Here is a 24,369-nt window from a genome sequence, read left to right on the forward strand (position 1 = left end):
AGATCTCCCGTACCGTCAGTGCGCGATCGCAGCGATGCGGTCGAGCGCGGATGACCAGCCGATCACGTGGCGGTCGCCAATATCCTTGTTCTCGAAGCGCGCCTGCAGCAGCACGAGCCGCGTGCCGCCGGGGGCGGCTTCAAAGCTCACCGCGACCTCGCTTTCGTGGCCGCGCGCGCCGTTCTCGTCTTCCCAGGCCCAGGTGAAGGAAAGACGGTGCGGCGGCTCGACGATGCGATAGACACCGCTGGTTGCGACCACGCCGCCGTCGGGCCGCCGCATCGTGGTGCGCCAGCGGCCGCCAGTCTTCACGTCGAGCAGGTCGACCGACGGCACGTGGCCGTCCGGCGCCCACCATCGCAGCAACTGCGCAGGCTCGATCCAGAGCGCGAACAGCACATCCGGCGGGGCGGCGATCAGCCGTTCGATGCGCAACGTCGTGTCGGTGTCGCTCATGACTTCCTCCGCTTCGGCGTTTGCGCGGCGGCCAGCGCTTCGAGGCGATCGAGCGCTGCCGACCAGTGCTGCCGGTGGCGCGACAGCCAGCTCTCCATCGGCGCCAGCGCATCGGCGCGCAAGCGCACGAAACGCCATTGCCGCTCGATCCGGCGCTCGATCAGCCCGGCCGCCTCCAGCACCTGCAGGTGCCGCGTGATCGCAGGCGTGCTGATGGCAAACGGCTCCGCGACCTCACCGACGTTCAGCTCGCCGCGGGTCAGCAGCCGATCGAGGATCGCACGCCGGGTCGGATCGGCGAGCGCCGCGAATAGATCGTCGAGCTGAGGCCGAGCTGCGGCCGGCATGGGAAAGTCTCGAAGTTGATTAACGAGTTCATTAAATAACATAGTTGTTAAATAATGCAATCGTTAAATAGCAGCGTCGATCGAGTTGCTCCGTCGTCCGTGCGAGGAGTGACGCGGCCAAGCAATCCACCGATCGGCAGATGCGGATCAACCTAATCTCACCGCGCTACAGCAACTGCCTCACCCCCATCCCATGCATGAAGCGCTCGCGGATCTGCACGGGGTCGCGGCGGGTGGTGCCGGTGCCGGGCTTGTCGTCGATGCGGACGCCGATCAGGGTCGGGCCGGAGGCCTGTTTCGACTGCGCGATCAGCCGCTCGAAATCGTCCTCGTCGGCGGCCCAGGAGCTGCTCGCAATCCCGCTGGCAAGCGCGACCGCGACGATGTCGGTATGGCCCGCCGCAGGCGTCGGCTGGCTGCCCGTGATCTGGTAGATGCCGTTGTCCATCACCACCATGGTGAGATTCTTCGGCGCCAGCGTAGCGATGGTCGAGAGGCAGCCGAGCTGCATCAACAGCGAGCCGTCGCCTTCGAGTGCGAACACGCGCCGCTTGGGCTGCGCAAGTGCGACGCCGAGCGCGATCGGAAACGCCAGCCCCATGCTGCCCAGCATGTAGAAATTCTCAGGACGATGGCCGGCGGCCCAAAGATCAAAGTTGGTGTTGCCGATGCCGCCGATCACGGCCTCGTCCTTCAGCCCGGCGACAAGGCGCTGGGTGAGCTCGAAGCGGTTCATCACCTTGGTGTTGCGCGCGTGGGTGCTGGTCATGGCCGATCTCACTTGTCGAAGGTCTTGCCGCCGGTCAACAGCGGCGAGAGGATCAGCGCCACCGGCGCCTGGGTGGTGACGGCCTGCTTGATCGAGCGGTCGGCAATGAATTCGAGCTCGTCGAGCCGGGTGATGGTGTGATGTTCCATCGCCAGCGAATCCAGCACCGGGCGCATGGTGCGGCAGACCAGTGCCTGGCCGTAATTGAACTCGCCGAGCGTGCCGCGCTCGGAGATGAACATGATCAGCGGGATCTGGTAGGGCACCGCGAGAGAGGCCAGCACGTTGGCAAGCGTGGCAAAGCCCGAGGTCTGCATCAGCACCGCGCCGCGCGTCCCGGCCATCCAGGCGCCGGAGACGATGCCGACGGCTTCTTCCTCGCGCGCGGTCGGAAACGTCGTGAAATAGGGATCGGCGTGCAGGTCCTTGATCAGCGTGGTCAGCACCCGGTCGGGCACATAGGGCACCAGCTTGATCTCGTTCCGCTTCAGCGTCTGCAGCACGATGCCGTGCCAGGTGGTCGCTGACTGGGCTTTATCTTTGGACGAGGCTTGTTCCGCGGCCGCCATCCGGTTCTCCCTCTCGCGCGGCGCTGATGGCCGCTTGCCGCTCGAAACTTGACGCTGACCATGCGATTGTCAACATGCCCCGGCCGCATCGCGATCTGCGGAATTCGGTCATCGCAGCGCCGAACCGCCGTGCGATACAGGCGGTAACGACAAAGAGACGGAACGATCACGGGACGGGAGGCGTCGATGGCCGGATGGGTCTGGCGGACCGCCATTGCGGCAGCGGCCATGGTGATGGCCGGCCTTGCGTCCGCGCAGCCATACCCGGCAAAGGCCGTTCACATTCTCGTCCCATACCCGCCCGGCGGCGGCGTCGACGTTCTGACGCGGACGCTCGCCGAGGTGGTGTCGAAGACCTGGACGCAGTCGATCGTGGTGGAGAACCGGCCCGGCGCCGGCGGGGTGATCGCCTCGCAGGCGATCGCGAGCGCCGCGCCCGACGGCTATAACCTGATCATGGTGGCGAGCGGCCACGCCACCAATCCGTTCCTTTATCCGAAGCTGCCTTACGACACGTTCAGGGATTTTTCGCCGATCTCGCTGCTCGCGTCGTCGCCGAACGTGCTGCTGGTGCGCGCGGACTCGCCGTTCAAGTCGGTCAGTGACGTCATCGCCGCGGCGAAGGCCAAGCCGGGCAGCCTGTCGTTCGCCGATGCCGGCAACGGCACCTCGACCCATCTGGCCGGCGAGTTGCTCAACAGTCTTGCCAAGATCGATCTCAACGCGATCCCCTACAAGGGCGGTGCACCCGCGATCAACGATCTGCTCGGCGGACAAATTCCGATGTCGTTCAACAACGGGCCGGAATCGGTCGGGCAGTTGCAGGCCGGCACGGTCCGCGCGCTGGCGGTGACGACGGGCTCGCGCGCGCCGTTCTTGCCCGATGTGCCCAGCATGTCGGAGACCGTGCCGGGCTACGACACCGAGGTGTGGTGGGGGCTGCTCGGACCCGGCAACATGCCCGCCGATCTCGTCGCGAAGATCTCGCATGATTTCGTCGCGGCCGTAAACACCGATGCCGTGAAGGAGCGTCTCGGCAAGCTCGGCGCGATCTCGATCGGCTCGACGCCGGAGCAATTCGCGGCCAAGATCAAAGCCGACTACGACAAATGGGGCCCGATCATCAAGGCCGCCGGCATGAAGGCGGAGTAAGAAGATGGTTGCGCCCGAGATTCCCGCCTGCCTGCCGCCGCGTCCAGTGACGCCGCCGAGAGAGAAGTTGCCGCCAAAGGCCTGCGATACGCATGCGCATGTATTCGGCCCGGCGGACCGCTTCCCCTATGCCGCCGATCGCAGCTACACACCGCCGGACGCGCCGCTCGCGAGCTATCTCGGCATGCTCGATGCGCTCGGTTTCACCCGCGGCGTGCTGGTGCAGGGCAGCGCGCACGGCCACGACAATTCGGCGATGCTGGACGCGCTGCAGCGCGAGCCGGCGCGGCTGCGCGGCGTCGCGGTGGCCGATGCCGACGTGGCGGCGGGCACGCTGCGGCAATGGCATGTGCTCGGCGTGCGCGGCTTGCGCTTCAACCATTTCTTCCGCGGCGGGCAGTTGCACTATCGCGGCGGCATCCCCCTCGATGTTGCCGAGACGCACGCGCCCGTGATGGCCGAGCTCGGCTGGCATTTGCAGCTCTGGATCGATGTAAAGGATCTGCCCGACACGGTCCCGACGCTGAAGGCGCTGGGCCTGCCGGTCGTGGTCGATCACATGGGCCGCACAGATGCTGCCGCCGGCACCAATACTGCGGGCTTTCAGAGCCTGCTGCGCGCGGTCGGCGAGGGCTGGTGCTGGGCCAAGCTCTCAGGTGCGCATCGCCTGAGCCAGCGGGCGCCGGATTATCCGGATGCGCGGCCGTTCCACGAGGCGCTGGTGTCAGCCAACTCCGAACAGCTGGTGTGGGGCGGCGACTGGCCGCATCCGCGCGTCGAGGGCGACATGCCCGACGCCGGCCACCTGCTGACGCTGTTCCAGGCGTGGACGCCGGATGTGGCGACCCGGCACCGCATCCTCGTCGACAATCCCGCACGACTCTATGGCTTCCCAAACTGAAAGCTGCCCGAAGACATGACCGTCAACAACAAGCGCGTGTTCTACGTCAAATACCTCGCCCACGAGATCTACGTCGACATCCTGAAGAAACGGCCGGATGTCCGGCTCGACCGTCTCGAGAACGAGACGCCGGAAGCGGCGTTCGCACCTGTCCTCGCCGACGCGCATGCCTACCAGATCGGCGCGGCGCGCGACGAGCTGGCGCCGCATTTCCATGCCCATGCCGAGCTGCTGAAGCGCGCGCCGAACCTGTTGATCGTGTCGTCGAACGGCGCCGGCTTCGATCCCGTCGATGTCGATGCCTGCACGAAGGCCGGCGTGCTTGTGGTCAACCAGTCCGGCGGCAACGCCAATTCGGTTGCCGAGCACGCGCTGGGCATGATGCTGACGCTGTCGAAGCGCATCATCCAGTCCGACCGCCGGCTGCGGCGCGAGGCCAACGTCAACCGCAACGATCTGATCGGCAACGAGCTGAACGAGAAGACCGTCGGCATCGTCGGCCTCGGCAACGTCGGCCGCCGCATCGCCGAGCTGTGCAAGGGCCTGCTGCATATGAAGGTGATCGCTTACGATCCGTACCTGACGGCCGAGGAGATGGCGAAGCGGGGCGGGGAGAAGGTCGAGCTCGACGATCTCTTGCGCCGGGCCGATTTCGTCTCGATCTCCTGTCCGCTGGACAACAAGAGCCGAGGCATGATCGGCGCGCGCGAATTCGCGCTGATGCAGCCGCCCGCCTATTTCGTTACCACCGCGCGCGGCTTCATCCATGACGAGAAAGCATTGGAAGAGGCATTGCGAGAGAAGCGCATCGCCGGCGCAGGCCTCGACGTCTGGGCCAAGGAGCCGCCGCCGCCGGATCATCCGCTGTTGCAGTTCGACAATGTGCTGGCAAGCCCGCACACCGCCGGCGTCACCCGCGAGGCGCGCATCAACATGGGCCGGATCGCGGCCGAGCAGATCCTCGACGCCCTCGACGGCAAGCGCCCGCCGCGCATCATCAATCCCGAGGTCTGGCCGGTTTATGCCAGAAGGTTCGAGAAGGCGTTCGGGTTCATGCCGGGGTAGGTCGACGGTCATTGCTGTCAACGATGAAGTCAGCCAGCTGAGGTGAGCACGCTGGTCAGGCCTCCGTCTTGCGGGGCCGCGGCTGCGCGCGGCCAAAATATCGAAAACAACCCCATGCAAAGAAGCTGACGGCTGCCGGCGGTTCGACCGGGTAGCTTGACGCGTCGGGCAACTCAGGGGTAGATTTCCAATATTCAGAAATCGTCGAAGCGCCCGGCCTTGCGGGACGAGAGACCGCAAGGGCGGAGGGAACTGTCCCGCCAGTGCGTGCCTCACACAAATGATCAATCGTACGAGTGTTGTTGCAGGCGCAAAAAAACACCGGAGAAAATCTCCTTCGTGGTAGCCTCGATCGAGGCAATAAACCCACTGCCAAAGCACCGCCCCACAACGCGTCCGTTGTTATTTTCCCTGAGATATCGACGGCTTAGCCCGATATCGCCATCTTCCCTTTGTGCTCGCCCGTTCGAGGCACGGAAGGAAGAAGTGTCATGCGACAGGTCCAGTCATTGCTCCGCAACGCGCACGCCAGGATCGGCCGCCGTCTTGCGCAGATCGTCGCGATCGCTGCCGCCAGCCTGCCCCAGGCCGGCGCGTAGTTTCCACCGCTGCGCAGCGCCGCATCCGCGCGCGCCGAATTAACTCACCACCATTTCGCGTTAGTGCTAACGTGGTACCCCCGGGCTCTGCCGGCGCAGCAGGGAGGGTTTCCATGTCGCGTTTCGTCGTTCAATTCATGAAGGACGTGCTCGGCGGCAACGGCCGCGAGCGCGAAGTTTGCCAGGGTGAACTCGAGGTCGACGCCTCGAGCGAAGGCCAGGCCACCGAGATGGCCAAGCTCAAATTCTGTCAGGAACAGGCGCTCTGCGACTGGTCATTGCATGCCGACCGCATCCGGATCGAAGCGGCCGACTTGCGAGTGACCTGATGCGTCCAGAGCCCCGTTCCGATTGAATCGAAACGGGGCTCTGGATTTTCGTTTGACGCGTTTTCTTGACGCGAACCGGTATCCACCTCGCACTTGAAAACGCTTAGGCCGATTACTCCGGCAGGATGCGCACTGCACCCTTCGCCGCGCTGCTTGCGAACGCCGCGTAGGCCTTCAGCGCGGTCGAGACGGCGCGCTTGCGCGGCGCGGCCGGCTTCCACGCCGCATTGCCCTTGGCTTCCATCGCCGTGCGGCGGCGCTTCAGTTCGGCATCGTCGACCTTGAGGTTGACCTTGCGGTTCGGGATGTCGAACTCGATGATATCGCCTTCCTCGACGAGGCCGATCAGGCCGCCTTCGGCGGCTTCCGGTGAGACGTGCCCGATCGACAGGCCGGACGATCCGCCGGAGAAGCGGCCGTCGGTGATCAGCGCGCAGGCCTTTCCGAGGCCCTTCGACTTCAGATAGCTGGTCGGATAGAGCATCTCCTGCATGCCCGGGCCGCCGCGCGGACCTTCATAACGGATCAGCACGACATCGCCGGCCTTGACCTTGTTGGTCAGGATGGCGTCGACCGAGGCGTCCTGGCTCTCGAAGATGCGGGCTGGACCCGAGAATTTCAGAATGCTCTGATCGACGCCGGCGGTCTTCACGATGCAGCCGTCCTCGGCGAGGTTGCCGAACAGCACGGCGAGACCGCCGTCCTTGGAATAAGCGTGCTCGGCGTTGCGGATGACGCCCTCGGCGCGATCGATATCGACGTCGTCGAAGCGGCGGTCCTGGCTGAAGGCTTCCTGGGTCGGCACGCCGCCCGGCGCGGCGCGGTAGAAGTTGCGCACCCTGTCGCTCGTGGTCCGCACCACATCCCAGCGGTTCAGCGCGTCGTCCAGCGTCGCCGCATGCACGGTCGGTCCGTCGGTCGTGAGCAGTTTGGCGCGGTCGAGCTCGCCGAGGATCGCCATGATGCCGCCAGCGTGATGCACGTCCTCCATGTGGACGTCCTGCACCGACGGCGCGACCTTGCACAGCACCGGCACCTTGCGCGACAGCCGGTCGATATCGGCCATCGTGAACGGCACTTCGCCCTCGCGCGCGGCGGCGAGCAGATGCAGCACGGTGTTGGTGGAGCCGCCCATCGCGATGTCGAGCGTCATCGCGTTCTCGAACGACTTGAAGTTCGCGATGTTGCGCGGCAGCACCTTGGCATCGTCCTGCTCGTAGTAGCGGCGGGCGAGATCGACGATCAGATGGCCAGCCTCGACGAACAGGCTCTTGCGGTCGGCATGCGTCGCCAGCACCGAGCCGTTGCCGGGCAGCGCGAGGCCAAGCGCCTCGGTCAGGCAGTTCATCGAATTCGCGGTGAACATGCCGGAGCAGGAGCCGCAGGTCGGGCAGGCCGAGCGCTCGATCACCTCGACCTCTTCGTCCGACACGTTGGAGTCGGCGGCCGCGACCATCGCATCGATCAGGTCGACCGCGCGCTTCTTGCCCTTGAGCAGGACCTTGCCGGATTCCATCGGACCGCCCGAGACGAACACGGTCGGGATGTTCAGGCGCAGCGTCGCCATCAGCATGCCGGGGGTGATCTTGTCGCAGTTGGAGATGCAGACCATCGCGTCGGCGCAATGCGCGTTGACCATGTATTCGACGCTGTCGGCGATCAGTTCGCGCGAGGGCAGGCTGTAGAGCATGCCGTCATGGCCCATCGCAATGCCGTCATCCACCGCAATGGTATTGAATTCCTTGGCGACGCCGCCGGCCTTCTCGATTTCCCGCGCCACCAGCTGGCCGAGGTTCTGCAAATGCACATGGCCGGGCACGAACTGGGTGAAGGAGTTGACCACCGCGATGATCGGCTTGCCGAAATCCTCGTTCTTCATGCCGGTGGCGCGCCACAGGCCGCGGGCACCCGCCATGTTGCGGCCATGGGTGGTTGTGCGGGAGCGATAGGCGGGCATCGTAAATCCTTGGGCTATGGCCATTTTTTAGGGAGATGGCAGCCCTTATGCCCGCCCGTGGATGCGGATTCAAGCGCGGAACCGCATGGCTGAACCCCGCTATCTGACTTCGATCCCGGCCCTCGTGGCGACGGCAGGCGCCAGACCGGCCGCGGCTCGTTTTCGCGGCGCCCTTTCGATCCGATTGTCTCAATCCTCGAACCTGAATCGGAAGGCCTCGCCATGCCGGACCACGCGGCCCGCGGTCGGGGCGGGGAAGTGCCCGGTCAAGAGATAGCTCGGCGTATCCGCCAATTCCTCCAGCAGCGTCATGCGGGTGGCGAGCGCCGCCGCGGGATCGACATCCGCGGCATTCGACAGCCACGGCTCCGCGCACTGGATCGGATGATGGATCACGTCGCCCGACATCACGGCATGATCGCTGCCGCCGTTGAGATGAATCTGCATGTTGCCGGCGGTGTGGCCCGGCGCCGGCGCAAAGCGCAGGCCGGCGTCGCGGTCGTCGAACAGCAGGTGATCGGTCTCGACGAATTCGGCCTGGCCGGCCGCGACGACAGGCAGCACCGAATCCTCGAACGCGCCGTGATTGACCGGTGTGGGCGGAGTTGCCCGGTGCGCGGCCTCCCAGTGCCGGAATTCGGCGCGCCCCATCAGATAGCGCGCCTTCGGAAAGGTCGGCACCCAGCGCGCGTTGATCAGCCGCGTGTTCCAGCCGACATGGTCGACATGCAGATGCGTGCACATCACGAAGTCGACCTGTTCGGGCCGCACGTCGAGCGCGGCCATGTTCTCCAGATAGGGCTGGTTGAGATTGTTCCAGGCCGGCACGCGCGGGCGCGGCTTGTGATTGCCGCAGCAGGTGTCGACGACGGCGGTCCAGCGCGGCGTCCGCACCAGATAGGAGTGGTGGCTCAGGATGAAGCGGCCGGTCTCCGGCTCGATATAGCGGTGATCGAGCCAGCTTCGGTTCGCGGCGATCACCTCGTCGGTGACATTGGCGAACAGCCATGTCTTGTCGAAGGCAAGCGAGGGGATTTCGACCAGGCGGTCGATGCGCATGCTGCCGATGGTGATCTGGCGCATGCGGTGCTCAGTTCTTGATGAGGTCGCCGAACGGCACCCAGCGCGTGCCGTCGTAGCGGATCAGTTGCAAGCTGGTCATCGGCGTATACCGCTGCGGCGAATTGCTGACCGCGGTGCCGTTGATCAGCATCGGTAGATGCAGATCCCTGATGCTGGTCGCCTGTTTCATCACATTGGCGCGGGTGAGGTCGTTGCCGGCGGCCTTCAGCACCGCGACCAGCGTCTGTGCGATGGTGTAGCCATAGACATTGAGCCAGTCGCTCTTGTTGGCGTCGGGCAGATATTTGTCCATGAAGGCGACCCATTCCTTGTAGCCGGCGTCGTCCTTCAGCGCCGGGTCGGTCGAGTCCTTCAGATACTGGCTCGAGATCACGCCGGTGGAATTGTCCTTTCCGGCGGGTTCGAGCACGCCGCTGATCGAGGCCGAGACGTTGGAGATGATGGTGGTGGGCTTCCACCCGATCTCGCCGATCTTGCGGATCGCTTGCGCCGCGAATTTCGGCGTTGCCGCGACCAGCACGACGTCGGCGCCGCTGCTCCTGAGCAGCAGGATCTGCGTATCGACGGTGGGGGCGGTGGTCTCGTAGGCCGCGCGAGCCGCGATCGCCTCGGTGCTGCCGAGGCCTTCCTCCAGCGCCTTCAGATAGTCATTGCCGAGGTCGTCATTCTGATAGAGCACACCGACCCTGGCGTTCGGGTGGCTCGCCTTGATGTATTTGGCGTAGGCGATCGCCTCGTCGCGATAGGTCGGCTGCCAGCCGACGGTCCACGGAAAGTTCTTCGGGTCGTCCCACTTCGCCGCGCCCGAGCCGAGGAAGAGCTGCGGCACCTTCCTGTCGTTGAGATATTTGTGCACGGCGCTGTTGGTCGGCGTGCCGACGCCGCCGAAGATCAACAGCACCTCGTCGCTCTCGACCAGGCGACGGGTCTGTTCCACCGTTTTCGGCGGGCTGTAGGCGTCGTCGGCGATCATCATCTGGATACGCCGGCCGTTGATGCCGCCCTCGTCATTCACCTTGCGGAAATAGGCATCCGCCGATTTCGCGATTTGCGCGAATGCCGAGACGGGGCCGGACAGCGGCGCGGTGGTACCGATCTTGATCGTCCTGTCGTCGGCGCCAGAGTCATATTTCGCGCTCTCGGCCCGCACGGCGCCGGCGGCGATCAGCGGCAGCAGCAAAAAGGCCGCGCGCAAATGAGAGCGGACGAGGCGCGCCATGACGGAATCTCCCCAGATTGCTCTCCGCCTCTTCGGGCGGAGTTGAAACGCGAATACTTCGCCCGCCGCCTGCGCGGCTTTCGGGCTACAACCGCCGCCGTACAGACGAACGATCGTTCGTACGGTTGACTAGCGAACGATCGTTCGTTAGTCAAGGCGCCATGGCGGCTTCCACATCCAGCGCGGCCGAGGCGGTCGTGACCTCCACCCGCGAGCGCATCCTCAGCGAGGCGCTCAGCCTGTTCGCGCAAAGCGGCTATAGCGGCGCGTCGATGCGCGAGCTCGCGCGCCGCGTCGGCATCCGCGAGAGCAGCCTCTACAATCATTTTCCGGGCAAGGCCGCGATCCTCGAGGCGATCGTCAGCGAGCACGGTCCGGCGAGTTCGGCCGATCGGCTCGAGGCGCCGCGCTACCGGCAGCTCGTGCAGCAGCCGAGCGCTTTCTGCCGCCAGTTCGCGCTCGACCTCGTCGAACAATGGTCGGATCCGCGCGAGCATCAGTTCCAGAAGGTCATCACCGCCGAGCGCAACCGTGTGCCCGGTATCCGCGCCAAGTTCGCCGACCATTTCTATGCGCGCGAACAAAGCCTTATGACGGACTACTTCCGCGGCTTCGCGCTCGCCGGACTGATCTCGACCACAGACCCGCGCGAGGCGGCGCGGTTGTTCGCGGCCGGCCTGATCTATGTCAGGCTCGAACATTATGTGATGGGCGCGCAGGCCTCGCCGCGGCCGAAGGTGATCGAGGCGATTGACCGCTATCTCGCGTTCTTCCTGTCGCTGATTGCGGCAAAGGACGCAGACATTTCGGATAAGAAGCAACGAAAAAAGGGAGAGACGCATGGCAAGGCTGCCCCTGATTGATCCGGAGACGACCAGCGGCGACATCCGCACGGTGTTCGATCGCATGCCGGTCAAGCTGAACATCTTCCGCATGATGGCCCATGCCGAGGCCAATGCGATGCCGCTGATGCGGCTCGCCAATTCGATCCTGCACAAGCAGAAGCTCTCGGCGGTCAACCGCGAGCTGCTGATCCTGCAGGCCGCGCAGCTCGAGGGCGGTGCCTACGAATGGCGCCAGCATGTACCGATCGCGCTCGGCGTCGGCGTGACGCAAGCGCAGATCGATGCCGTCGAGCACGGCAACTACGATGCCGCCGCGCTCAATGCGGCCGAGCGTGCGCTGCTCGGCTTCGGCCGCGAAGTGGTCGAGAAGGTGCGCGTTAGTGACGCGGCCTTTGCCGCGGTACGCGGGCATTTCAGCGATCAGGAGATCGTCGAGGCGATCGTCGCGCTCGGCTTCTACATGATGATGGCGCGGCTGACGGAGGCGACCGAGACCGATCTCGATCCGGCCGCCGGCATGGCCATCTATGAGAGCGGCAAGAAGCGGGGTTGATGGGATGTCGGAGACTTCGCAAGAGGCCAAGCAAGGGGCCTCACAAGACACGAAGCCGGAGCGCCATGTCCGTCCGCTGAGCGCGGAGTCGTCAGGCACCGCGCCGGGCAGGGGCCGTCTCAACGGCCGCCGCATCCTGGTGGTCGGCGGCGGCCAGCGTGTGTTTGAAGCAGCGACCGATCCGATCGGCAACGGCCGCGCCATGAGCCTGCTGTTCGCGCGCGAGGGCGCCCATGTCGCGGTCGCCGACCTCAACCGCGCCTCTGCGGACGACACGGTCGCGCGCATCGCGGCTGACGGCGGCCGCGCCTTCGCGATCGCCGCCGACGTCACCAAGGAGGCCGACGTCATCAGGATGATCGCCGAGGCGCACCACACGATGGGCGGGCTCGACGGCATGGTGCTGAACATCGGCACCTTCGGCAAGACCGGGCTCGACAATGTCAGCGCCGAGGAATGGAACAGGATCTACGACGTCAATGTGCGCGGCCCGATGCTGTGCTGCCGCGCCGCCTTGCCGAAGTTCGCCGACGGCGGCTCTATCGTCTTCATCTCCTCGATCGCGGCGCTGAAGGCGGGATCGCAGATGGCGGTCTATGATTCCTCCAAGGCGGCGCTCGGCGGCCTGATGCGCAACATCGCCCATACCGGCGCGCGGCGCGGCATCCGCGCCAACCTGGTCTATCCCGGGCTGGTCGACACGCCGAACGGCCGCGAGGCCGGCGCGGGACGACCGTCGCGCGGCAAGAGCCAGGTTCCGTTCGGCCGCCAGGCGACGGCGTGGGAGATCGCCTACGCGGTGCTGTTCTTCATGTCGGATGAAAGCGTCTACGTCACCGCGCAGACGCTCGCGGTCGACAGCGGCCTGAGCGGAATGTGAGCGGCGCGGCGCGCCGCTATTCGGCGGCGATGCTGGTCGGGATCGGGATTGTCACCTTGGGGCCTGTCTTGGCCACGCGGCGGTTCTTCTTGCTGAAACGGCTGCCGGCGAGCAGCGCCGCAGCGGCGCGCAGCTGCTCGCGCAGCCATTGATTGGTGGTGTCGCCCTCGGCAGTGGCATGCCAATAGAGATAATTGACGTGCGGGCTGATCGGGAACGGGCAGGGGAAGCACTGCAACAGCCCGGGATCTTCCAGCACGGAGGCGGCGCTCTCCGACGCCGTCAGCAGCATGTTGCTGCGGCTCACGACATGGCAGGCGGTCGCGAAGTTCTGGCAGGTCAGGCGCACGGTACGCGTCAGGCCGAGGCGCTGGAACTGGAAGTCCTCGAACGACAGGCCGCTGCGCCGCGACGTCACGCAGACGTGTTCCAGGCGCAGGTAAGCCTTCTTGTCGAGCCGCGTGCCGAGCTCGGGATGGCCGCGCCGGGCGAACACCGCGATATGCTCGGTCAGGATCTGCTCGCGCCGCACCTCGGTCGAGAGCGGCAGCAGCGTGTCGATCGCGACATCCAACGTGCCGGCGGCAAGCTCTCGCTCCAGATTGTTGCGCTCGCTGCGCACGGTCGCGATCTCGACCAGCGGCGCGACGGCGCTGATTCGGTTGATCAGCGCGCTCAGCATTGGCGCCTCGAGATTGTTGCGCAGGCCGATCACGAACCGCTTCGGCGTCTTGGCCGGATCGAAGCGGTTGGTGTGGGTCAGCGTCGTCTCCAGGCCGTTGAGCGCCTGGCGCACCGTGGTGATGATCTGGCGCGCCAGCGGCGTCGGCGTCATCACGTGATGGCGGCGCACGAACAGCGGATCGTTGAACATCGCGCGCAGCCGGCTCAGCGCATGGCTCACCGCGGGCTGCGTCAGATTGAGGCGGAAGCAGGCGCGGCTGACGCCGCCCTCGGTGTAAATCGCGTCGAACACGACGAACAGGTTCAGATCGATATCGCGTACATGCATGGAAATAATCAATCCGTATCCGTCGAATGCATTTGACGAATATGAGTTGGCACTCTTAAAGTCTCAAGCAAAATAATACCTGGAGGAAACGATGAGCGTGCAATCGCCATCGCGCGGCGTTGCTGTCCCTGCGGCATCATCTCGCTCGGGCTCAATGTTCGCAAAGCCGAGCCAGGAGCAGATCGTGCTCCTGATCACGATCGCGCTTCTTGTTGTGTTTGGCCTGACCCTGAACGGTTTCGCCACCGTCTCCAATCTGCTGAATCTGCTGCGCAGTATTTCCATCCTCGGCGTGCTCGGCCTCGGCATGGGGCTGATCGTGATCAGCCGCGGCATCGACCTCTCCGAGGTCGCGATCATGGCGGGTTCCTGGGCGATCGCCCTGATCTACATGCAGAACGGCATGCCCGTTTTCACGGCAGTGCTGCTGGCGCTGGCCATTGCGGTGCTGATCGGCGTCGCCAACGGCGTCATGGTCGCCTTTGTCGAGGCGCCGGCGCTGTTCGTGACGCTGGCCGCCGGCTTCGTGATCTATGGCCTCGCGTTCTGGATCGCACCGGCCTGGGTGGTCTACGCGCCGAAGGACGCGCCGGGCCTGATGTATCTCGGCGCCGGACGGCTGTTCGGCATTCCGGTTCCGATCCTGGTGTTCGCGGTCTGCGCGATCGCGATGCACCTGTTCCTGTCGCGCACCTCGATCGGTCGCTTCATCTATTCGCAGGGCGACAATCCGGAGGCTGCCCGGCTGACCGGCATTCCGCTGCGTCCGCTGATCGTGCTGGAGCACGTCTTGGTTGCACTGCTCGCCTGGATTGCAGGCTTGGTCTGGGTTGGCACCACGGGCAGCATGCAGATGGCGATCACCCAGGGCACCATGATCTTCGACGTCGTGCTGGTCGTCGTGATCGGCGGCATCAGCCTGATCGGCGGCCGCGGCAGCGTATTCAGCGTCGTGGTCGGCTGCGTCCTGATCGGCACGCTGCTTAACGCCTTCACCATCATGGACGTCAACAGCGAGGTGCAGAACATCATCAAGGGCGTGGTGTTGCTGGCCGCGATCGTGCTCGACAACTGGCTGCATCCCCGCGACGAGGAGACCGCGCGGCAGGGCGACTAAGAGCGTCCAAGCAGCCAGATCTCTGGCCGATCAAAAGAATCCAAATCAATCAAAAGAATTTTGTGTGGAGGAGACGAATGAAGACGACCAAGTTCTGGACGATCCTGCTCGCCGGCGTGACGCTCGCCGCGATGCCGTTCGCGGCATCGGCGCAGGAGGAAGGTACCAAGGCCGGGCGCGAGCTGCGCGCTGCCTACGACAAGTCGCTGCAGGGTAAGACCGTCGCCTATCTGCCGATCGCGCTCGGCGTGCCGCTGTCCGACGAATGGGGCCGCGTGGTGCAGGAAGAGGCCGAGTGGCGCGGCATGAAGTACATCGTGCGCGATCCCAACAACAATCCATCCGCGATGCAGCAGGCGCTGACCGCGCTGGTCGACCAGAAGCCCGACGTCCTGATCGTGCAGAATCCGAGCGTGACGTTGCTGATGAAGGACCTGAAGCGCGCCGAGGCCCAGGGCACGCATGTGATCCAGGTCAACATGGCCTCCAACTACAAGTCCGGTGCCTTTGTCGGCGTCGACTGGCGCGAGATCGGCAGGATGCTCGCGAACGAAGCCGTCAAGGCCTGCGGCACCGGCTCCGGCAAATCGGGCAAGGTGCAGATCGTGCAGGGCGAATTGACCGCAGCCGCCAGTGTCGATCAGGTCGGCGCCATCATGGAGGTCCTGAACAAGGATCCCAACATCAAGGTGGTGTCGAACCAGGCGGCGAACTGGGACGCCAACACCGCGCTCAACATCACCGCCACCGTGATCCAGCAGCATCCCGATCTCTGCGCCTCCATCGGCTTCTGGGGCATCATGGAATCGGGCGCCGCACAGGCGATCCGCAATGCCGGCAAGATCGACGATGTGAAGGTGTTCGCCTCGGGCGAGGGCTCGCAGCTCGATTGCGACCAGGTCACGTCAGGTAATTTCAGCAAGTTCCTCAGCTACAAGGCGACCGAGCAGGGCCACGACCTGATGTTTGCCGCTGAAACCCTGCTGATGTCCGGCGACAAGCCCGGCACGAAAAACCTGTCCTATTACACGCGGCCGATCTGGATCGACAAGTCGAACGCCTCGCTCGGCGGCACCTGCTTCGCGCTACCCAAGAAAAACTAACAAGGCGCGAGACAGCCGGCGCGGGGGGCATTCCCGCGCCGGCTGTATCACGGGTCAGAATCCGGAAACGTTGAAACCGGATCAGGAGTGCTTTGGCGATGTCGATGGCAGTTGATTCCTTTTCCGCATCGGTGCGGCGGTTCTCACCCCGGCTCCTGCTCTCGGAGCTGTTGCTGAAACAGTGGTTCGAGCCGGTCGTCCCCTTCACCGTGATGATCGGGCTGTGGGCCTATTTCGCGCTCACCATTCCCGACTACGCTTCGGTGCAGAACTCGGTGTCGCTGCTGCGGCTGTTCGCTGAATTCGGCTTCGTCGCGCTGGCGATGGGCTTCTGCCTCGTCACCGGCGGCATCGACCTTTCGGTCGGCGCGATCTTCGCGCTGTGCAATTTCGCAGCGCTTTATTTCCTCCTGGTGCGCGAATGGCCGGTCGGCCTCGCCGTGCCGGCGACGCTTCTGGTCGGCGCGCTGCTCGGCAGCATCAACGGCTTTTTGATCGGCTTCCTGAAGACGCGGCCGTTCCTGACCACGCTGGTGACGCTGATCATCCTGCGCGCCTCGGTCAACCTACTCAACACCAGCTACGCCCAGGTGTTCGCGACCAACTCGGTCGAGAGCGACGCCTGGGATTTCATCGGCGGCGGCAGCGTGCTCGGCATTCCCGTCAATGCGGCGACACTGTTCGTGGTGCTTTTGATCTGCCACATCTTCCTGTCGCGCTCGCGCTATGGCTGGCATCTTACCGCGATCGGCGCCAGCCGCAAGGCGGCGCGCCATGCCGGCATCCGCGTCAGGCTGATGCTGTTCATGACCTATGTGCTGTCGGGCACGCTGTGCGCGGCGAGCGGCATCTTCTATGCGGCACGGCAGGCGTCGACGGACTCCACCACCGGCGTGGGCTGGGAATTCCAGGCACTGACCGCCGTGGTGCTCGGCGGCGTGTCGCTGGCCGGCGGCAAGGGCACGGTGTGGCGGGCGATGATCGGCGCGCTGATCATCTTCCTCTTGATCAACGGCCTCGTGCGCATGGGCATCCCGGGCTACGTCACTTCGGCGGTAACCGGCATGATCCTGCTCGCCGCGGTCGGCATTGACGTCAAATGGTCCAAGAACCGCGGCAAGGCGATCCAGAAGATCTATGTCAATCCGGCGTTCGTGCCGCTCGCCTCGGCGCCTGCGGTGCAGCCCGGCGCGGCATCGCCCTACGCGCAGAACGACCGGCTGATCAAGGCGCAGGCGATCGGCGTCGACCAGGTCGAGGGGCCCGAGGACGTCATCCTCGATCGCCAGGGCCGGCTCTACGGCTCGACCCGCGACGGCAATGTGATCCGCTTCTCCGGGCCTGACTTCAAGACCCGCGAGGTGTTCGCCCATATCGGCGGGCGGCCGCTCGGCATGCAGTTCGATCGCGACGAGAATCTGATCGTCGCGGTCGCCGGCATGGGCGTCTACGGCATCGCGCCCGACGGCCGCATCTTCAAGGTTACCGACGAGACCAACCGCACCTGGTACAAGCTCAACGACGATTCCCGGCTGCGCATGGCCGACGATCTCGACATCGCGCCCGACGGCAAGATCTACTTCAGCGACTGCACCACGCGCTACGAGATGACCACCAACACGCTCGACATCCTCGAGGGCCGGCCGAACGGCCGCGTGGTCTGCTACGATCCGGCGACCAAGACCACGCGCACGGTGATCAACCACTTCTATTTCCCGAACGGGATCTGCGTCTCCCATGACGGCAAGTCGATCCTGATCGCGTCGACCTCGCTGTGCAAGGTGTTCCGCCACTGGATCGACGGGCCGAACAAGGGCAAGACCGAAGTGCTGATGGACGAGCTGCCGGGCAACCCCGACAACATCAACCGCGCTTCCGACGGCACCTACTGGCTGGCGCTGGTCGGCATTCGCACGCCCACATTCGACCTTGCCGCGCGAAAACCAGGATTCCGCCTGCGCATGGTCAAGCAGGTGCCGACCGACGAGTGGCTGGCGCCCGCGCTCAACCATGGCTGCGTGCTGAAGTTCAACGAGCAGGGCGAGGCGCTGGAGTCGTGGTGGGATCCGACCGGCATCTCGCACTCGACCCTGACCTCGATGCGCGAGCATCAGGGCTATCTCTATCTCGGCGGGCTGGAGAACAACCGCATCGGCCGCATCAAGCTCGAGGGCGTCGACGACAGCTGGACCGGCTACGATGCCTATTGGGGCGCAAAGAGCAGGGTGACGAAATAATGGGCTTTTTCGATCATCTGCTGCGTGACATCCGCAGCGTCATCGACCGCGACGGCGGTCAGAACGCGATCCCGCCGCTCGACGGCGCGCTGAGCCCGAACGACCGGCTCGACACCGCCGTGCCGATCGGCGAGCCGCTGCCCGGCGTCGACGACGTCATCGCCGCCGGCGACGGCGCGATCTATGCCTCCGCCGGCCGCCAGGTGCTGAAGCTCAGCGGTGCGGATTTTTCGACCCGCGCTGTTATCGCCGAGTTCGAGGATGATGCCGGTGGACTCGCGCTGCATCCGGACGGCCGCCTGCTGGTCTGCATCGCAGGCAGGGGCCTTGCCGCGATCGATCCGGCAAAACCCGCGCCGCGCTGGCTGGAGACCGCCGGCGGCAGCGCGCTCGCCGGGCTGTTGTCGGTCACGGCGGCGCCCGATGGCCGCATTTATGCGGTCGAGGGCAGCGCCGGCCGCCGCCCAGGCGAGTGGCGGCACGATCTGATGGAGAAGCGTGCCGGCGGCCGCCTGATCAGTTGCGGCGCAGGCCTCGACAACCCGCAGGTGCTGCTGCGCGATCTGCCATATCCCTATGGCGTGATGGCTTCGGCCGATGGCAGCAGCCTGTGGCTCACCGAGAGCTGGGCGCATCGCCTCAGCCGGTTCGCGATCGCTGGCAACGGGCTTGGTCCGCGCGAGACCGTCGCCGCCAACATGCCGGGCTATCCGGCGCGGGTGCATCCGGACGGCCATGGCGGGGTGCTGCTCGCCGTGTTCGCACGCCGCACCCATCTGATCGAATTCGTGCTCAAGGAAGACGATTTCCGCGAAGAGATGATGGCGACGATGCCGCCCGATTACTGGGTGGCGCCGGCGCTGGTCGGCGGCAGCGATTGCCTGGAACCGATGCAGATCGGCAGCGTCAAGGCGCTCGGCATCCAGAAGCCATGGGCGCCGCCGCGCTCCTATGGCCTGCTCGTGCATCTCGATGCCGAGGGCGAGGCGAGCGACAGCCTGCACAGCCGCGCCGGCGGTCGCTTCCACGGCATCACCGCCGCCTGCGCGACGCCTTCGGGCGTCGTGATCGCGGCGCGCGGCGCCGGACGGCTGCTGCGCTATACCGGAGAGCTGCGATGAACGACGGCGTGATGCAGGCGGCACCCGCGACCCAATCTGCAACCCGCGAGCCGGTGCTGCAGATCAGCAACGGCTCCAAGATATACGGCGGTGTCCACGCCATCGAGGGCGTCAATTTCGATCTCTATCCCGGCGAGGTGCATGCGCTGGTCGGCGAGAACGGCGCCGGCAAGTCGACGCTGTGCAAGGCGATCGCGGGCGCGATCAATCTCACCTCCGGCGACTATCTGCTGGACGGCAAGCCCGCCAATTTCGAGCAGCCGCGCGACGCGCTCGATGCCGGCATCTGCATGGTCTATCAGGAGACCAGCCTGGTGCCGACCATGACCGCGGCGCAGAACATCGAGCTCGGCAATGAAAAGCTGCTGACGCGCTTCCGCACGCTGAACATCCAGGCCCAGCAGCTGTTGCAGTCGCTCAATTTCCACGTCGATCCGGCAACGCCGGTGGCGCTGCTCGGCACCGCCAAGAAGCAAATGGTGGAGATCGCGCGCGCGATCTACAACAAAGCGCGCATCATCATCTTCGACGAGCCGACCGCATCGCTGACGCCGGAGGAGATCGTCCACTTCTTCCACTTGGTGCGCGATCTGCGTGCTCGCGGCGTCTCGATCATCTACATCTCGCATGCGCTGGAGGAATCGCTGCAGATCGCCGACCGCATCACCGTGCTGCGCGACGGCAAGCTGGTGATCACGGCGCCCGCCAAGCAACTCACGCGTGATGCGCTGGTGCAGCACATGGTCGGGCGCGAGGTGGCGCAGGCGGTGTATGGCGGCAGAGCGAAGACCCACCAGCGCCGCGAGAAGGTGCTGACCGTCGAGAACGTCACCATGGGCATGGCGGTCAAGAACATGTCGTTCTCGGTCTATGCCGGCGAGGTGGTCGGCATCGCCGGCCTGATCGGCTCCGGCCGCACCGAGATTGCCAAAATCGTCTACGGCGCGCTGAAGCGAAACCTGGTCAATGGCGGCACCATCCGGCTGCGCGGCAAACCGATCCGCTATCGCGTGCCGCGGCAGGCGATCAATGACGGCATCGCCTACATCACCGAGGACCGCAAGGCCAACGGCTTCTTCGAGACCATGGTGGTCGACGACAACGTCTATATCGGCAATCTCGCCACAAGGAAGGGCTGGAGCTTCCTGCTGTCGCGCGCAAGGCGCGGCAAGCTCGCCAGTTACTGGGTCGACCGGCTCAAGATCAGTGCATTGCAGCGCAAGGCGCGGATCATCGAGCTGTCCGGCGGCAACCAGCAGAAAGTGGTGCTGGCCAAGACGCTGGTGCAGGAGCCGTCGATCATCTTCTTCGATGAGCCGACGCGCGGCGTCGATGTCGGCACCATCCCGCATATCCACGGCGAAATCCGCCGGCTCGCCGACGAGGGCAAGGCGGTGGTGGTCATCTCGTCCTATCTGCCGGAGATCCTCGCCGTCTCCGACCGCATCCTGGTCGCCCGCACCGGCCGCATCGTCGCCGAGTTCGACGCGGCGGACGCGACGCAGGACAAGATCCTGTACGCAGCGGTGCATTGAGGGCACGGGCGCGACGTCTCTCCGCTGTCATTCCGGGGCTCGCGAAGCGAGAGCCCGGAATCCATTCCGCCGCACATGATGTGGCCTGATGGATTCCGGGCTCGACGCTCCGCGTCGCCCGCCGGTGCGCGAATGACAGCCGTATCCTGCTCTGTCATCGCCCGCGAAAGCGGGCGATCCAGTACGCCGCGGCCTATCGGTGTAATCACAGCCGTCTCTGGAATACTGGATCGCCCGGTCAAGCCGGGCGATGACAGGGCGGATGGGTGCTGAACCCACCCTTGACAATTATTTTAAGTATAAAATAATATGCCGTATCGGCTGGCGGGGAAACCGACCCCGGCCGAAGCCAGAGCATGATCCGGAAGAGTGGCACCCGGTTTTCCGACGCGATCATGCTCAAACGGAAAGGCGAGAACGCCATGCGCATCGTTTGCATTGGAGGCGGGCCGGCCGGGCTCTACTTCGGCATCCTGATGAAGATGCTGGATCCCGCGCACCGGATCTCCGTGGTCGAGCGCAACCGGCCCTACGACACCTTCGGTTTTGGCGTGGTGTTCTCCGATGCGACCATGGACAACATGCGCAAATGGGACCCGGTCACCGCTGATACGATCGAGCAGGCCTTCAACCATTGGGACGACATCGAGGTCCTGATCAAGGGCCGCCGCATGCGCACCACCGGCCACGGCTTCGTCGGCATCGGCCGCAAGCGGCTGCTCAACATCCTGCAGGCGCGGGCCGAGGAGCTCGGTGTCGAATTGATCTTCGAGCGCGAGGTCAATTCCGACCTCGAGTTTCCCGACGCCGATCTGATCGTGGCGTGCGACGGGGTGAACTCGAAGGTTCGCGCCAAGTATGCCGAGACCTTCCAGCCCGACATGCTGATGCGGCCGAACCGCTATATCTGGCTTGGCACCAACCGGCCGTTCGATGCTTTCACCTTCGACTTCCGCAAGACCGAGCATGGCTGGTTCCAGTCGCACATCTACAAGTTCGAGGAGGGCGCGGCGACCTTCATCGTCGAGACCACCGAGGAGGCGTATCTTGCCCACGGCCTCGACAAGATGGATCAGGGAGAATCCATCGCGTTCTGCGAGAACGTCTTCGCTGAAATCCTCGAGGGGCATCATCTGGTCTCCAACGCGCGGCATCTGCGCGGCTCGGCCTGGCTGTCGTTTCCGCGGCTGATCTGCGGCAAGTGGACCGCGTTCAACGGCAACAGCCATGTCGTGCTGATGGGCGATGCCGCCCATACCGCGCATTTCGCAATCGGCTCGGGCACCAAGCTCGCGCTGGAAGATGCGATCGAGCTCACCAACCAGTTCAAGATCCATGGCGCGGCCAGGGACAGCATTCCCACCGTGCTGAAGGCTTACGAGGAGCTGCGCCGGGTCGATGTGGCGCGGATCCAGAATGCCGCGCGCAACGCGATGGAATGGTTCGAGGTGGTCGGCTCGCGTTATGCCGACACGCTGGAGCCCGAGCAGTTCATGTATTCGCTGCTGACCCGCTCGCAGCGCATCAGCCACGAGAATCTGCGGCTGCGCGACAAGACATGGCTCGAAGGCTACGAGCGCTGGTTCGCCGAGCGCAGCGGCGTGCCCGCGACCAACGACCGCGTCACGCCGCCGATGCTGACGCCGTTCCAGATCCGCGGCCTGTCGCTGCACAACCGGATCATCGTCTCGCCGATGGCGATGTATTCGGCGGAGGAGGGCGTGCCGAACGACTTTCACCTGGTGCATTTCGGCTCCCGCGCGCTCGGCGGCGCCGGCCTCTTGTTCACCGAGATGACCTGCGTCTCGCCGGAGGCGCGGATCACGCCCGGCTGCTGCGGCCTGTGGAACGACGCGCAGGCGGTGGCCTACAAGCGGATCGTCGAGTTCGTGCACCGCAATTCGCAAGCCCGGATCGGCATCCAGCTCGGCCATGCCGGCCGGAAGGGTTCGACGCGGGTCGCCTGGGAAGGCATGGACGAACCGCTGCCGGACCATAACTGGCCGCTGGTGTCGGCCTCACCGGTGCCGTACCTGTCCGACGGCCAGATCCCGGAGCCGATGAGCCGCGCCGAAATGGACGAGGTGTGCGACCAGTTCGTTGCCGCCGCCAGGCGTGGTGCCGCCGCGGGCTTCGATATTCTGGAGCTGCATTGCGCCCACGGCTATCTGCTGTCGAGCTTCCTGTCGCCGCTGACCAACCGCCGCACCGACGCCTATGGCGGATCGATCGAGAACCGCGCGCGTTATCCGCTGGAAGTGTTCCGCGCGATCCGTGCGGTGTGGCCGGAGGACAAGCCGATGTCGGTCCGCCTGTCCTGTCACGACTGGGCCGAGGGCGGCAACACGCCCGAGGAGGCGCTGGCCTTCGCAAAACTGTTCAAGGCGGCCGGCGCCGACCTGATCGATTGTTCCTCGGGCCAGGTCTGGGCCGACGATCATCCGATCTATGGCCGGCTCTACCAGACGCCGTTCGCCGACAAGATCCGCAACGAGGTCGGCATCGCCACCATCGCGGTCGGCGCGATCTCGGAGGCGGACCACGCGAACTCGATCATCGCCGCCGGCCGGGCCGATCTCTGCGCTATCGCGCGGCCGCATCTGGCCGATCCAGCCTGGACGCTGCATGAGGCCGCGAAGATCGGCGTCAAGCAGATCGCCTGGCCGAAGCAGTATCTGTCGGGCAAGTCGCAATACGAGGCCAATCTCGAACGGTTAGCCGCGGGAGGGAAGGCATGACACGCTTCTGGCCCAACGCACATGCGCTCGTCACCGGTGCGGGTTCCGGTATCGGCGCCGCGACGGCGATCGCACTCGCAAAGGCCGGGGTGCGCGTCAGCATTGCCGGACGTCGGATCGATGCGCTGAAGGCAACGGCGGCGTTGCTCGGTGAGCACGCGGGCGTCGCTGTTTCGATCGACGCGACCGATGAAGCGGCGGTGACCAAGGGCGTCGCGCAGATCGAGGCCGAGGCCGGCCCGATAGACATCCTCGTCAACAACGCCGGGAAGGCTGCGAGCGCGCCGTTCGACAAGACGAGCGCGGCGCTATGGGCGGACATGCTGGCGAGCAATCTCTCCAGCGTGTTTCTGGTGACGCATGCGGTGTTGCCAGGGATGGCGCAGCGCGGCCGCGGGCGGGTGATCAACGTTGCCTCGACCGCCGGTCTCACCGGATACGCCTATGTCTCGGCCTATGTCGCCGCCAAGCACGGCGTCGTCGGTCTGACGCGCTCGCTGGCGCTAGAATACGCGCGGCGCGGCATCACCGTGAATGCGGTCTGCCCCGGCTACACCGACACGCCGCTGGTCGCGGATGCCGCAGCGAACATCGTCGCCAAGACCGGCCGCAGCGAGCAGGAGGCGCGGGCTGCGCTCGCCAAGGTCAATCCAATGCAGCGGCTGGTCACGCCGGAGGAGGTCGCCGACACCATCCTCTGGCTCGCGTCCGAGGGCGCATCATCAATCAACGGACAAGCCGTCGCGGTTGCCGGCGGTGAAGTCTTTACCGGGTGAAGGAAC

General features: G+C 65.2%; 22 protein-coding genes. 14 read left to right on the top strand and 8 right to left on the bottom strand.

Features of this window, described 5'->3' with window-relative positions:
- Positions 1 to 15 precede the first annotated feature (15 nt).
- The 4 genes from Q0030_RS14020 to Q0030_RS14035 form a co-directional block, all read right to left on the bottom strand.
- Positions 16 to 456 carry an SRPBCC domain-containing protein gene (locus Q0030_RS14020; RefSeq protein ID WP_298367723.1) on the bottom strand — a complete coding sequence of 147 codons (441 nt, stop codon included), beginning with the start codon at positions 454 to 456 and terminating at the stop codon, positions 16 to 18.
- Positions 453 to 803: a metalloregulator ArsR/SmtB family transcription factor gene (locus Q0030_RS14025; protein ID WP_298367725.1), complete on the bottom strand. Its 351-nt coding sequence runs from the start codon at positions 801 to 803 to the stop codon at positions 453 to 455. The genes Q0030_RS14020 and Q0030_RS14025 overlap by 4 nt, the downstream gene beginning before the upstream one ends.
- A gap of 166 nt (positions 804 to 969) precedes the next feature.
- A complete protein-coding gene (locus Q0030_RS14030; protein WP_298367729.1) occupies positions 970 to 1,572 on the bottom strand; it encodes a thiamine pyrophosphate-dependent enzyme in 603 nt (200 codons plus the stop codon).
- Between the two features lie 8 nt (positions 1,573 to 1,580).
- Positions 1,581 to 2,141 carry a thiamine pyrophosphate-binding protein gene (locus Q0030_RS14035; protein ID WP_298367731.1) on the bottom strand — a complete coding sequence of 187 codons (561 nt, stop codon included), beginning with the start codon at positions 2,139 to 2,141 and terminating at the stop codon, positions 1,581 to 1,583.
- Positions 2,142 to 2,327: 186 nt separating this feature from the next.
- Between Q0030_RS14035 and Q0030_RS14040 the strand changes: the two genes are divergently transcribed.
- From Q0030_RS14040 to Q0030_RS14055, 4 genes are all read left to right on the top strand, one after another.
- Positions 2,328 to 3,293, top strand: coding sequence for a tripartite tricarboxylate transporter substrate binding protein (locus Q0030_RS14040; protein ID WP_298367734.1), 966 nt, complete (start codon positions 2,328 to 2,330; stop codon positions 3,291 to 3,293).
- Positions 3,294 to 3,297: 4 nt separating this feature from the next.
- A complete protein-coding gene (locus tag Q0030_RS14045) occupies positions 3,298 to 4,194 on the top strand; it encodes an amidohydrolase family protein (protein ID WP_298367736.1) in 897 nt (298 codons plus the stop codon).
- 15 nt (positions 4,195 to 4,209) lie between these two features.
- Positions 4,210 to 5,259: a hydroxyacid dehydrogenase gene (locus Q0030_RS14050; RefSeq protein WP_298367738.1), complete on the top strand. Its 1,050-nt coding sequence runs from the start codon at positions 4,210 to 4,212 to the stop codon at positions 5,257 to 5,259.
- Positions 5,260 to 5,971: 712 nt separating this feature from the next.
- On the top strand, positions 5,972 to 6,187 hold the full coding sequence (locus Q0030_RS14055; RefSeq protein WP_298367740.1) for a hypothetical protein: 216 nt from the start codon (positions 5,972 to 5,974) through the stop codon (positions 6,185 to 6,187).
- A gap of 112 nt (positions 6,188 to 6,299) precedes the next feature.
- On the opposite strand, the gene ilvD is transcribed toward Q0030_RS14055, so the two are convergent.
- From ilvD to Q0030_RS14070, 3 genes are all read right to left on the bottom strand, one after another.
- Positions 6,300 to 8,144, bottom strand: a complete 1,845-nt coding sequence (gene ilvD, locus Q0030_RS14060; RefSeq protein WP_298367742.1) for a dihydroxy-acid dehydratase — start codon at positions 8,142 to 8,144, stop codon at positions 6,300 to 6,302.
- Between the two features lie 189 nt (positions 8,145 to 8,333).
- Positions 8,334 to 9,227: an MBL fold metallo-hydrolase gene (locus Q0030_RS14065; protein ID WP_298367744.1), complete on the bottom strand. Its 894-nt coding sequence runs from the start codon at positions 9,225 to 9,227 to the stop codon at positions 8,334 to 8,336.
- Positions 9,228 to 9,234: 7 nt separating this feature from the next.
- Positions 9,235 to 10,446 (bottom strand): ABC transporter substrate-binding protein, encoded by a 1,212-nt coding sequence (locus tag Q0030_RS14070; RefSeq protein WP_298367746.1) that lies wholly within the window; start codon positions 10,444 to 10,446, stop codon positions 9,235 to 9,237.
- Between the two features lie 161 nt (positions 10,447 to 10,607).
- On the opposite strand from Q0030_RS14070, the gene Q0030_RS14075 reads away from it, so the two are divergent.
- The 3 genes from Q0030_RS14075 to Q0030_RS14085 are packed head-to-tail and all read left to right on the top strand — an operon-like array spanning position 10,608 to position 12,724.
- The gene (locus Q0030_RS14075; protein WP_298367748.1) at positions 10,608 to 11,309 is read left to right on the top strand and encodes a TetR/AcrR family transcriptional regulator; all 702 of its coding nucleotides are present in this window, start codon (positions 10,608 to 10,610) and stop codon (positions 11,307 to 11,309) included.
- Positions 11,287 to 11,844, top strand: coding sequence for a carboxymuconolactone decarboxylase family protein (locus Q0030_RS14080; protein WP_298367750.1), 558 nt, complete (start codon positions 11,287 to 11,289; stop codon positions 11,842 to 11,844). The genes Q0030_RS14075 and Q0030_RS14080 overlap by 23 nt, the downstream gene beginning before the upstream one ends.
- A gap of 4 nt (positions 11,845 to 11,848) precedes the next feature.
- Positions 11,849 to 12,724 (top strand): SDR family oxidoreductase, encoded by an 876-nt coding sequence (locus Q0030_RS14085; RefSeq protein ID WP_298367752.1) that lies wholly within the window; start codon positions 11,849 to 11,851, stop codon positions 12,722 to 12,724.
- A gap of 16 nt (positions 12,725 to 12,740) precedes the next feature.
- Here the strand turns inward: Q0030_RS14085 and Q0030_RS14090 are convergent, their stop codons facing one another.
- Complete coding sequence (locus tag Q0030_RS14090; RefSeq protein ID WP_298367754.1) at positions 12,741 to 13,736, bottom strand: LysR family transcriptional regulator; 996 nt, start codon at positions 13,734 to 13,736, stop codon at positions 12,741 to 12,743.
- 184 nt (positions 13,737 to 13,920) lie between these two features.
- On the opposite strand from Q0030_RS14090, the gene Q0030_RS14095 reads away from it, so the two are divergent.
- The 7 genes from Q0030_RS14095 (at position 13,921) to Q0030_RS14125 (ending at position 24,363) form a co-directional block, all read left to right on the top strand.
- On the top strand, positions 13,921 to 14,853 hold the full coding sequence (locus Q0030_RS14095) for an ABC transporter permease (protein WP_298367756.1): 933 nt from the start codon (positions 13,921 to 13,923) through the stop codon (positions 14,851 to 14,853).
- Positions 14,854 to 14,930: 77 nt separating this feature from the next.
- Positions 14,931 to 15,956 (top strand): sugar ABC transporter substrate-binding protein, encoded by a 1,026-nt coding sequence (locus Q0030_RS14100; RefSeq protein WP_298367758.1) that lies wholly within the window; start codon positions 14,931 to 14,933, stop codon positions 15,954 to 15,956.
- A 104-nt stretch (positions 15,957 to 16,060) separates the two neighbouring features.
- Entirely contained in the window at positions 16,061 to 18,193 is a 2,133-nt protein-coding gene (locus tag Q0030_RS14105) for an SMP-30/gluconolactonase/LRE family protein (RefSeq protein WP_363323458.1), read from the top strand.
- The gene (locus Q0030_RS14110) at positions 18,193 to 19,314 is read left to right on the top strand and encodes a hypothetical protein (RefSeq protein WP_298367762.1); all 1,122 of its coding nucleotides are present in this window, start codon (positions 18,193 to 18,195) and stop codon (positions 19,312 to 19,314) included. Before Q0030_RS14105 ends, Q0030_RS14110 begins: the two co-directional genes overlap by 1 nt.
- A complete protein-coding gene (locus Q0030_RS14115) occupies positions 19,311 to 20,849 on the top strand; it encodes a sugar ABC transporter ATP-binding protein (protein WP_298367764.1) in 1,539 nt (512 codons plus the stop codon). Before Q0030_RS14110 ends, Q0030_RS14115 begins: the two co-directional genes overlap by 4 nt.
- A gap of 422 nt (positions 20,850 to 21,271) precedes the next feature.
- A complete protein-coding gene (locus Q0030_RS14120; RefSeq protein WP_298368043.1) occupies positions 21,272 to 23,587 on the top strand; it encodes a bifunctional salicylyl-CoA 5-hydroxylase/oxidoreductase in 2,316 nt (771 codons plus the stop codon).
- Positions 23,584 to 24,363: an SDR family NAD(P)-dependent oxidoreductase gene (locus Q0030_RS14125; RefSeq protein ID WP_298367766.1), complete on the top strand. Its 780-nt coding sequence runs from the start codon at positions 23,584 to 23,586 to the stop codon at positions 24,361 to 24,363. The genes Q0030_RS14120 and Q0030_RS14125 overlap by 4 nt, the downstream gene beginning before the upstream one ends.
- The last annotated feature ends 6 nt before the right edge of the window (positions 24,364 to 24,369 follow it).

It is taken from the genome of uncultured Bradyrhizobium sp. (genome assembly GCF_947648125.1).
GTDB lineage: Bacteria > Pseudomonadota > Alphaproteobacteria > Rhizobiales > Xanthobacteraceae > Bradyrhizobium.

Bases quoted from the DNA above. Each gene is read 5' to 3' on its own strand.
- Q0030_RS14020 (WP_298367723.1), bottom strand. From the start codon at position 456: ATGAGCGACACCGACACGACGTTGCGCATCGAACGGCTGATCGCCGCC.
- Q0030_RS14025 (WP_298367725.1), bottom strand. From the start codon at position 803: ATGCCGGCCGCAGCTCGGCCTCAGCTCGACGATCTATTCGCGGCGCTC.
- Q0030_RS14030 (WP_298367729.1), bottom strand. From the start codon at position 1,572: ATGACCAGCACCCACGCGCGCAACACCAAGGTGATGAACCGCTTCGAG.
- Q0030_RS14035 (WP_298367731.1), bottom strand. From the start codon at position 2,141: ATGGCGGCCGCGGAACAAGCCTCGTCCAAAGATAAAGCCCAGTCAGCG.
- Q0030_RS14040 (WP_298367734.1), top strand. From the start codon at position 2,328: ATGGCCGGATGGGTCTGGCGGACCGCCATTGCGGCAGCGGCCATGGTG.
- Q0030_RS14045 (WP_298367736.1), top strand. From the start codon at position 3,298: ATGGTTGCGCCCGAGATTCCCGCCTGCCTGCCGCCGCGTCCAGTGACG.
- Q0030_RS14050 (WP_298367738.1), top strand. From the start codon at position 4,210: ATGACCGTCAACAACAAGCGCGTGTTCTACGTCAAATACCTCGCCCAC.
- Q0030_RS14055 (WP_298367740.1), top strand. From the start codon at position 5,972: ATGTCGCGTTTCGTCGTTCAATTCATGAAGGACGTGCTCGGCGGCAAC.
- ilvD (WP_298367742.1), bottom strand. From the start codon at position 8,144: ATGCCCGCCTATCGCTCCCGCACAACCACCCATGGCCGCAACATGGCG.
- Q0030_RS14065 (WP_298367744.1), bottom strand. From the start codon at position 9,227: ATGCGCCAGATCACCATCGGCAGCATGCGCATCGACCGCCTGGTCGAA.
- Q0030_RS14070 (WP_298367746.1), bottom strand. From the start codon at position 10,446: ATGGCGCGCCTCGTCCGCTCTCATTTGCGCGCGGCCTTTTTGCTGCTG.
- Q0030_RS14075 (WP_298367748.1), top strand. From the start codon at position 10,608: ATGGCGGCTTCCACATCCAGCGCGGCCGAGGCGGTCGTGACCTCCACC.
- Q0030_RS14080 (WP_298367750.1), top strand. From the start codon at position 11,287: ATGGCAAGGCTGCCCCTGATTGATCCGGAGACGACCAGCGGCGACATC.
- Q0030_RS14085 (WP_298367752.1), top strand. From the start codon at position 11,849: ATGTCGGAGACTTCGCAAGAGGCCAAGCAAGGGGCCTCACAAGACACG.
- Q0030_RS14090 (WP_298367754.1), bottom strand. From the start codon at position 13,736: ATGCATGTACGCGATATCGATCTGAACCTGTTCGTCGTGTTCGACGCG.
- Q0030_RS14100 (WP_298367758.1), top strand. From the start codon at position 14,931: ATGAAGACGACCAAGTTCTGGACGATCCTGCTCGCCGGCGTGACGCTC.
- Q0030_RS14105 (WP_363323458.1), top strand. From the start codon at position 16,061: ATGGCAGTTGATTCCTTTTCCGCATCGGTGCGGCGGTTCTCACCCCGG.
- Q0030_RS14110 (WP_298367762.1), top strand. From the start codon at position 18,193: ATGGGCTTTTTCGATCATCTGCTGCGTGACATCCGCAGCGTCATCGAC.
- Q0030_RS14115 (WP_298367764.1), top strand. From the start codon at position 19,311: ATGAACGACGGCGTGATGCAGGCGGCACCCGCGACCCAATCTGCAACC.
- Q0030_RS14120 (WP_298368043.1), top strand. From the start codon at position 21,272: ATGCGCATCGTTTGCATTGGAGGCGGGCCGGCCGGGCTCTACTTCGGC.
- Q0030_RS14125 (WP_298367766.1), top strand. From the start codon at position 23,584: ATGACACGCTTCTGGCCCAACGCACATGCGCTCGTCACCGGTGCGGGT.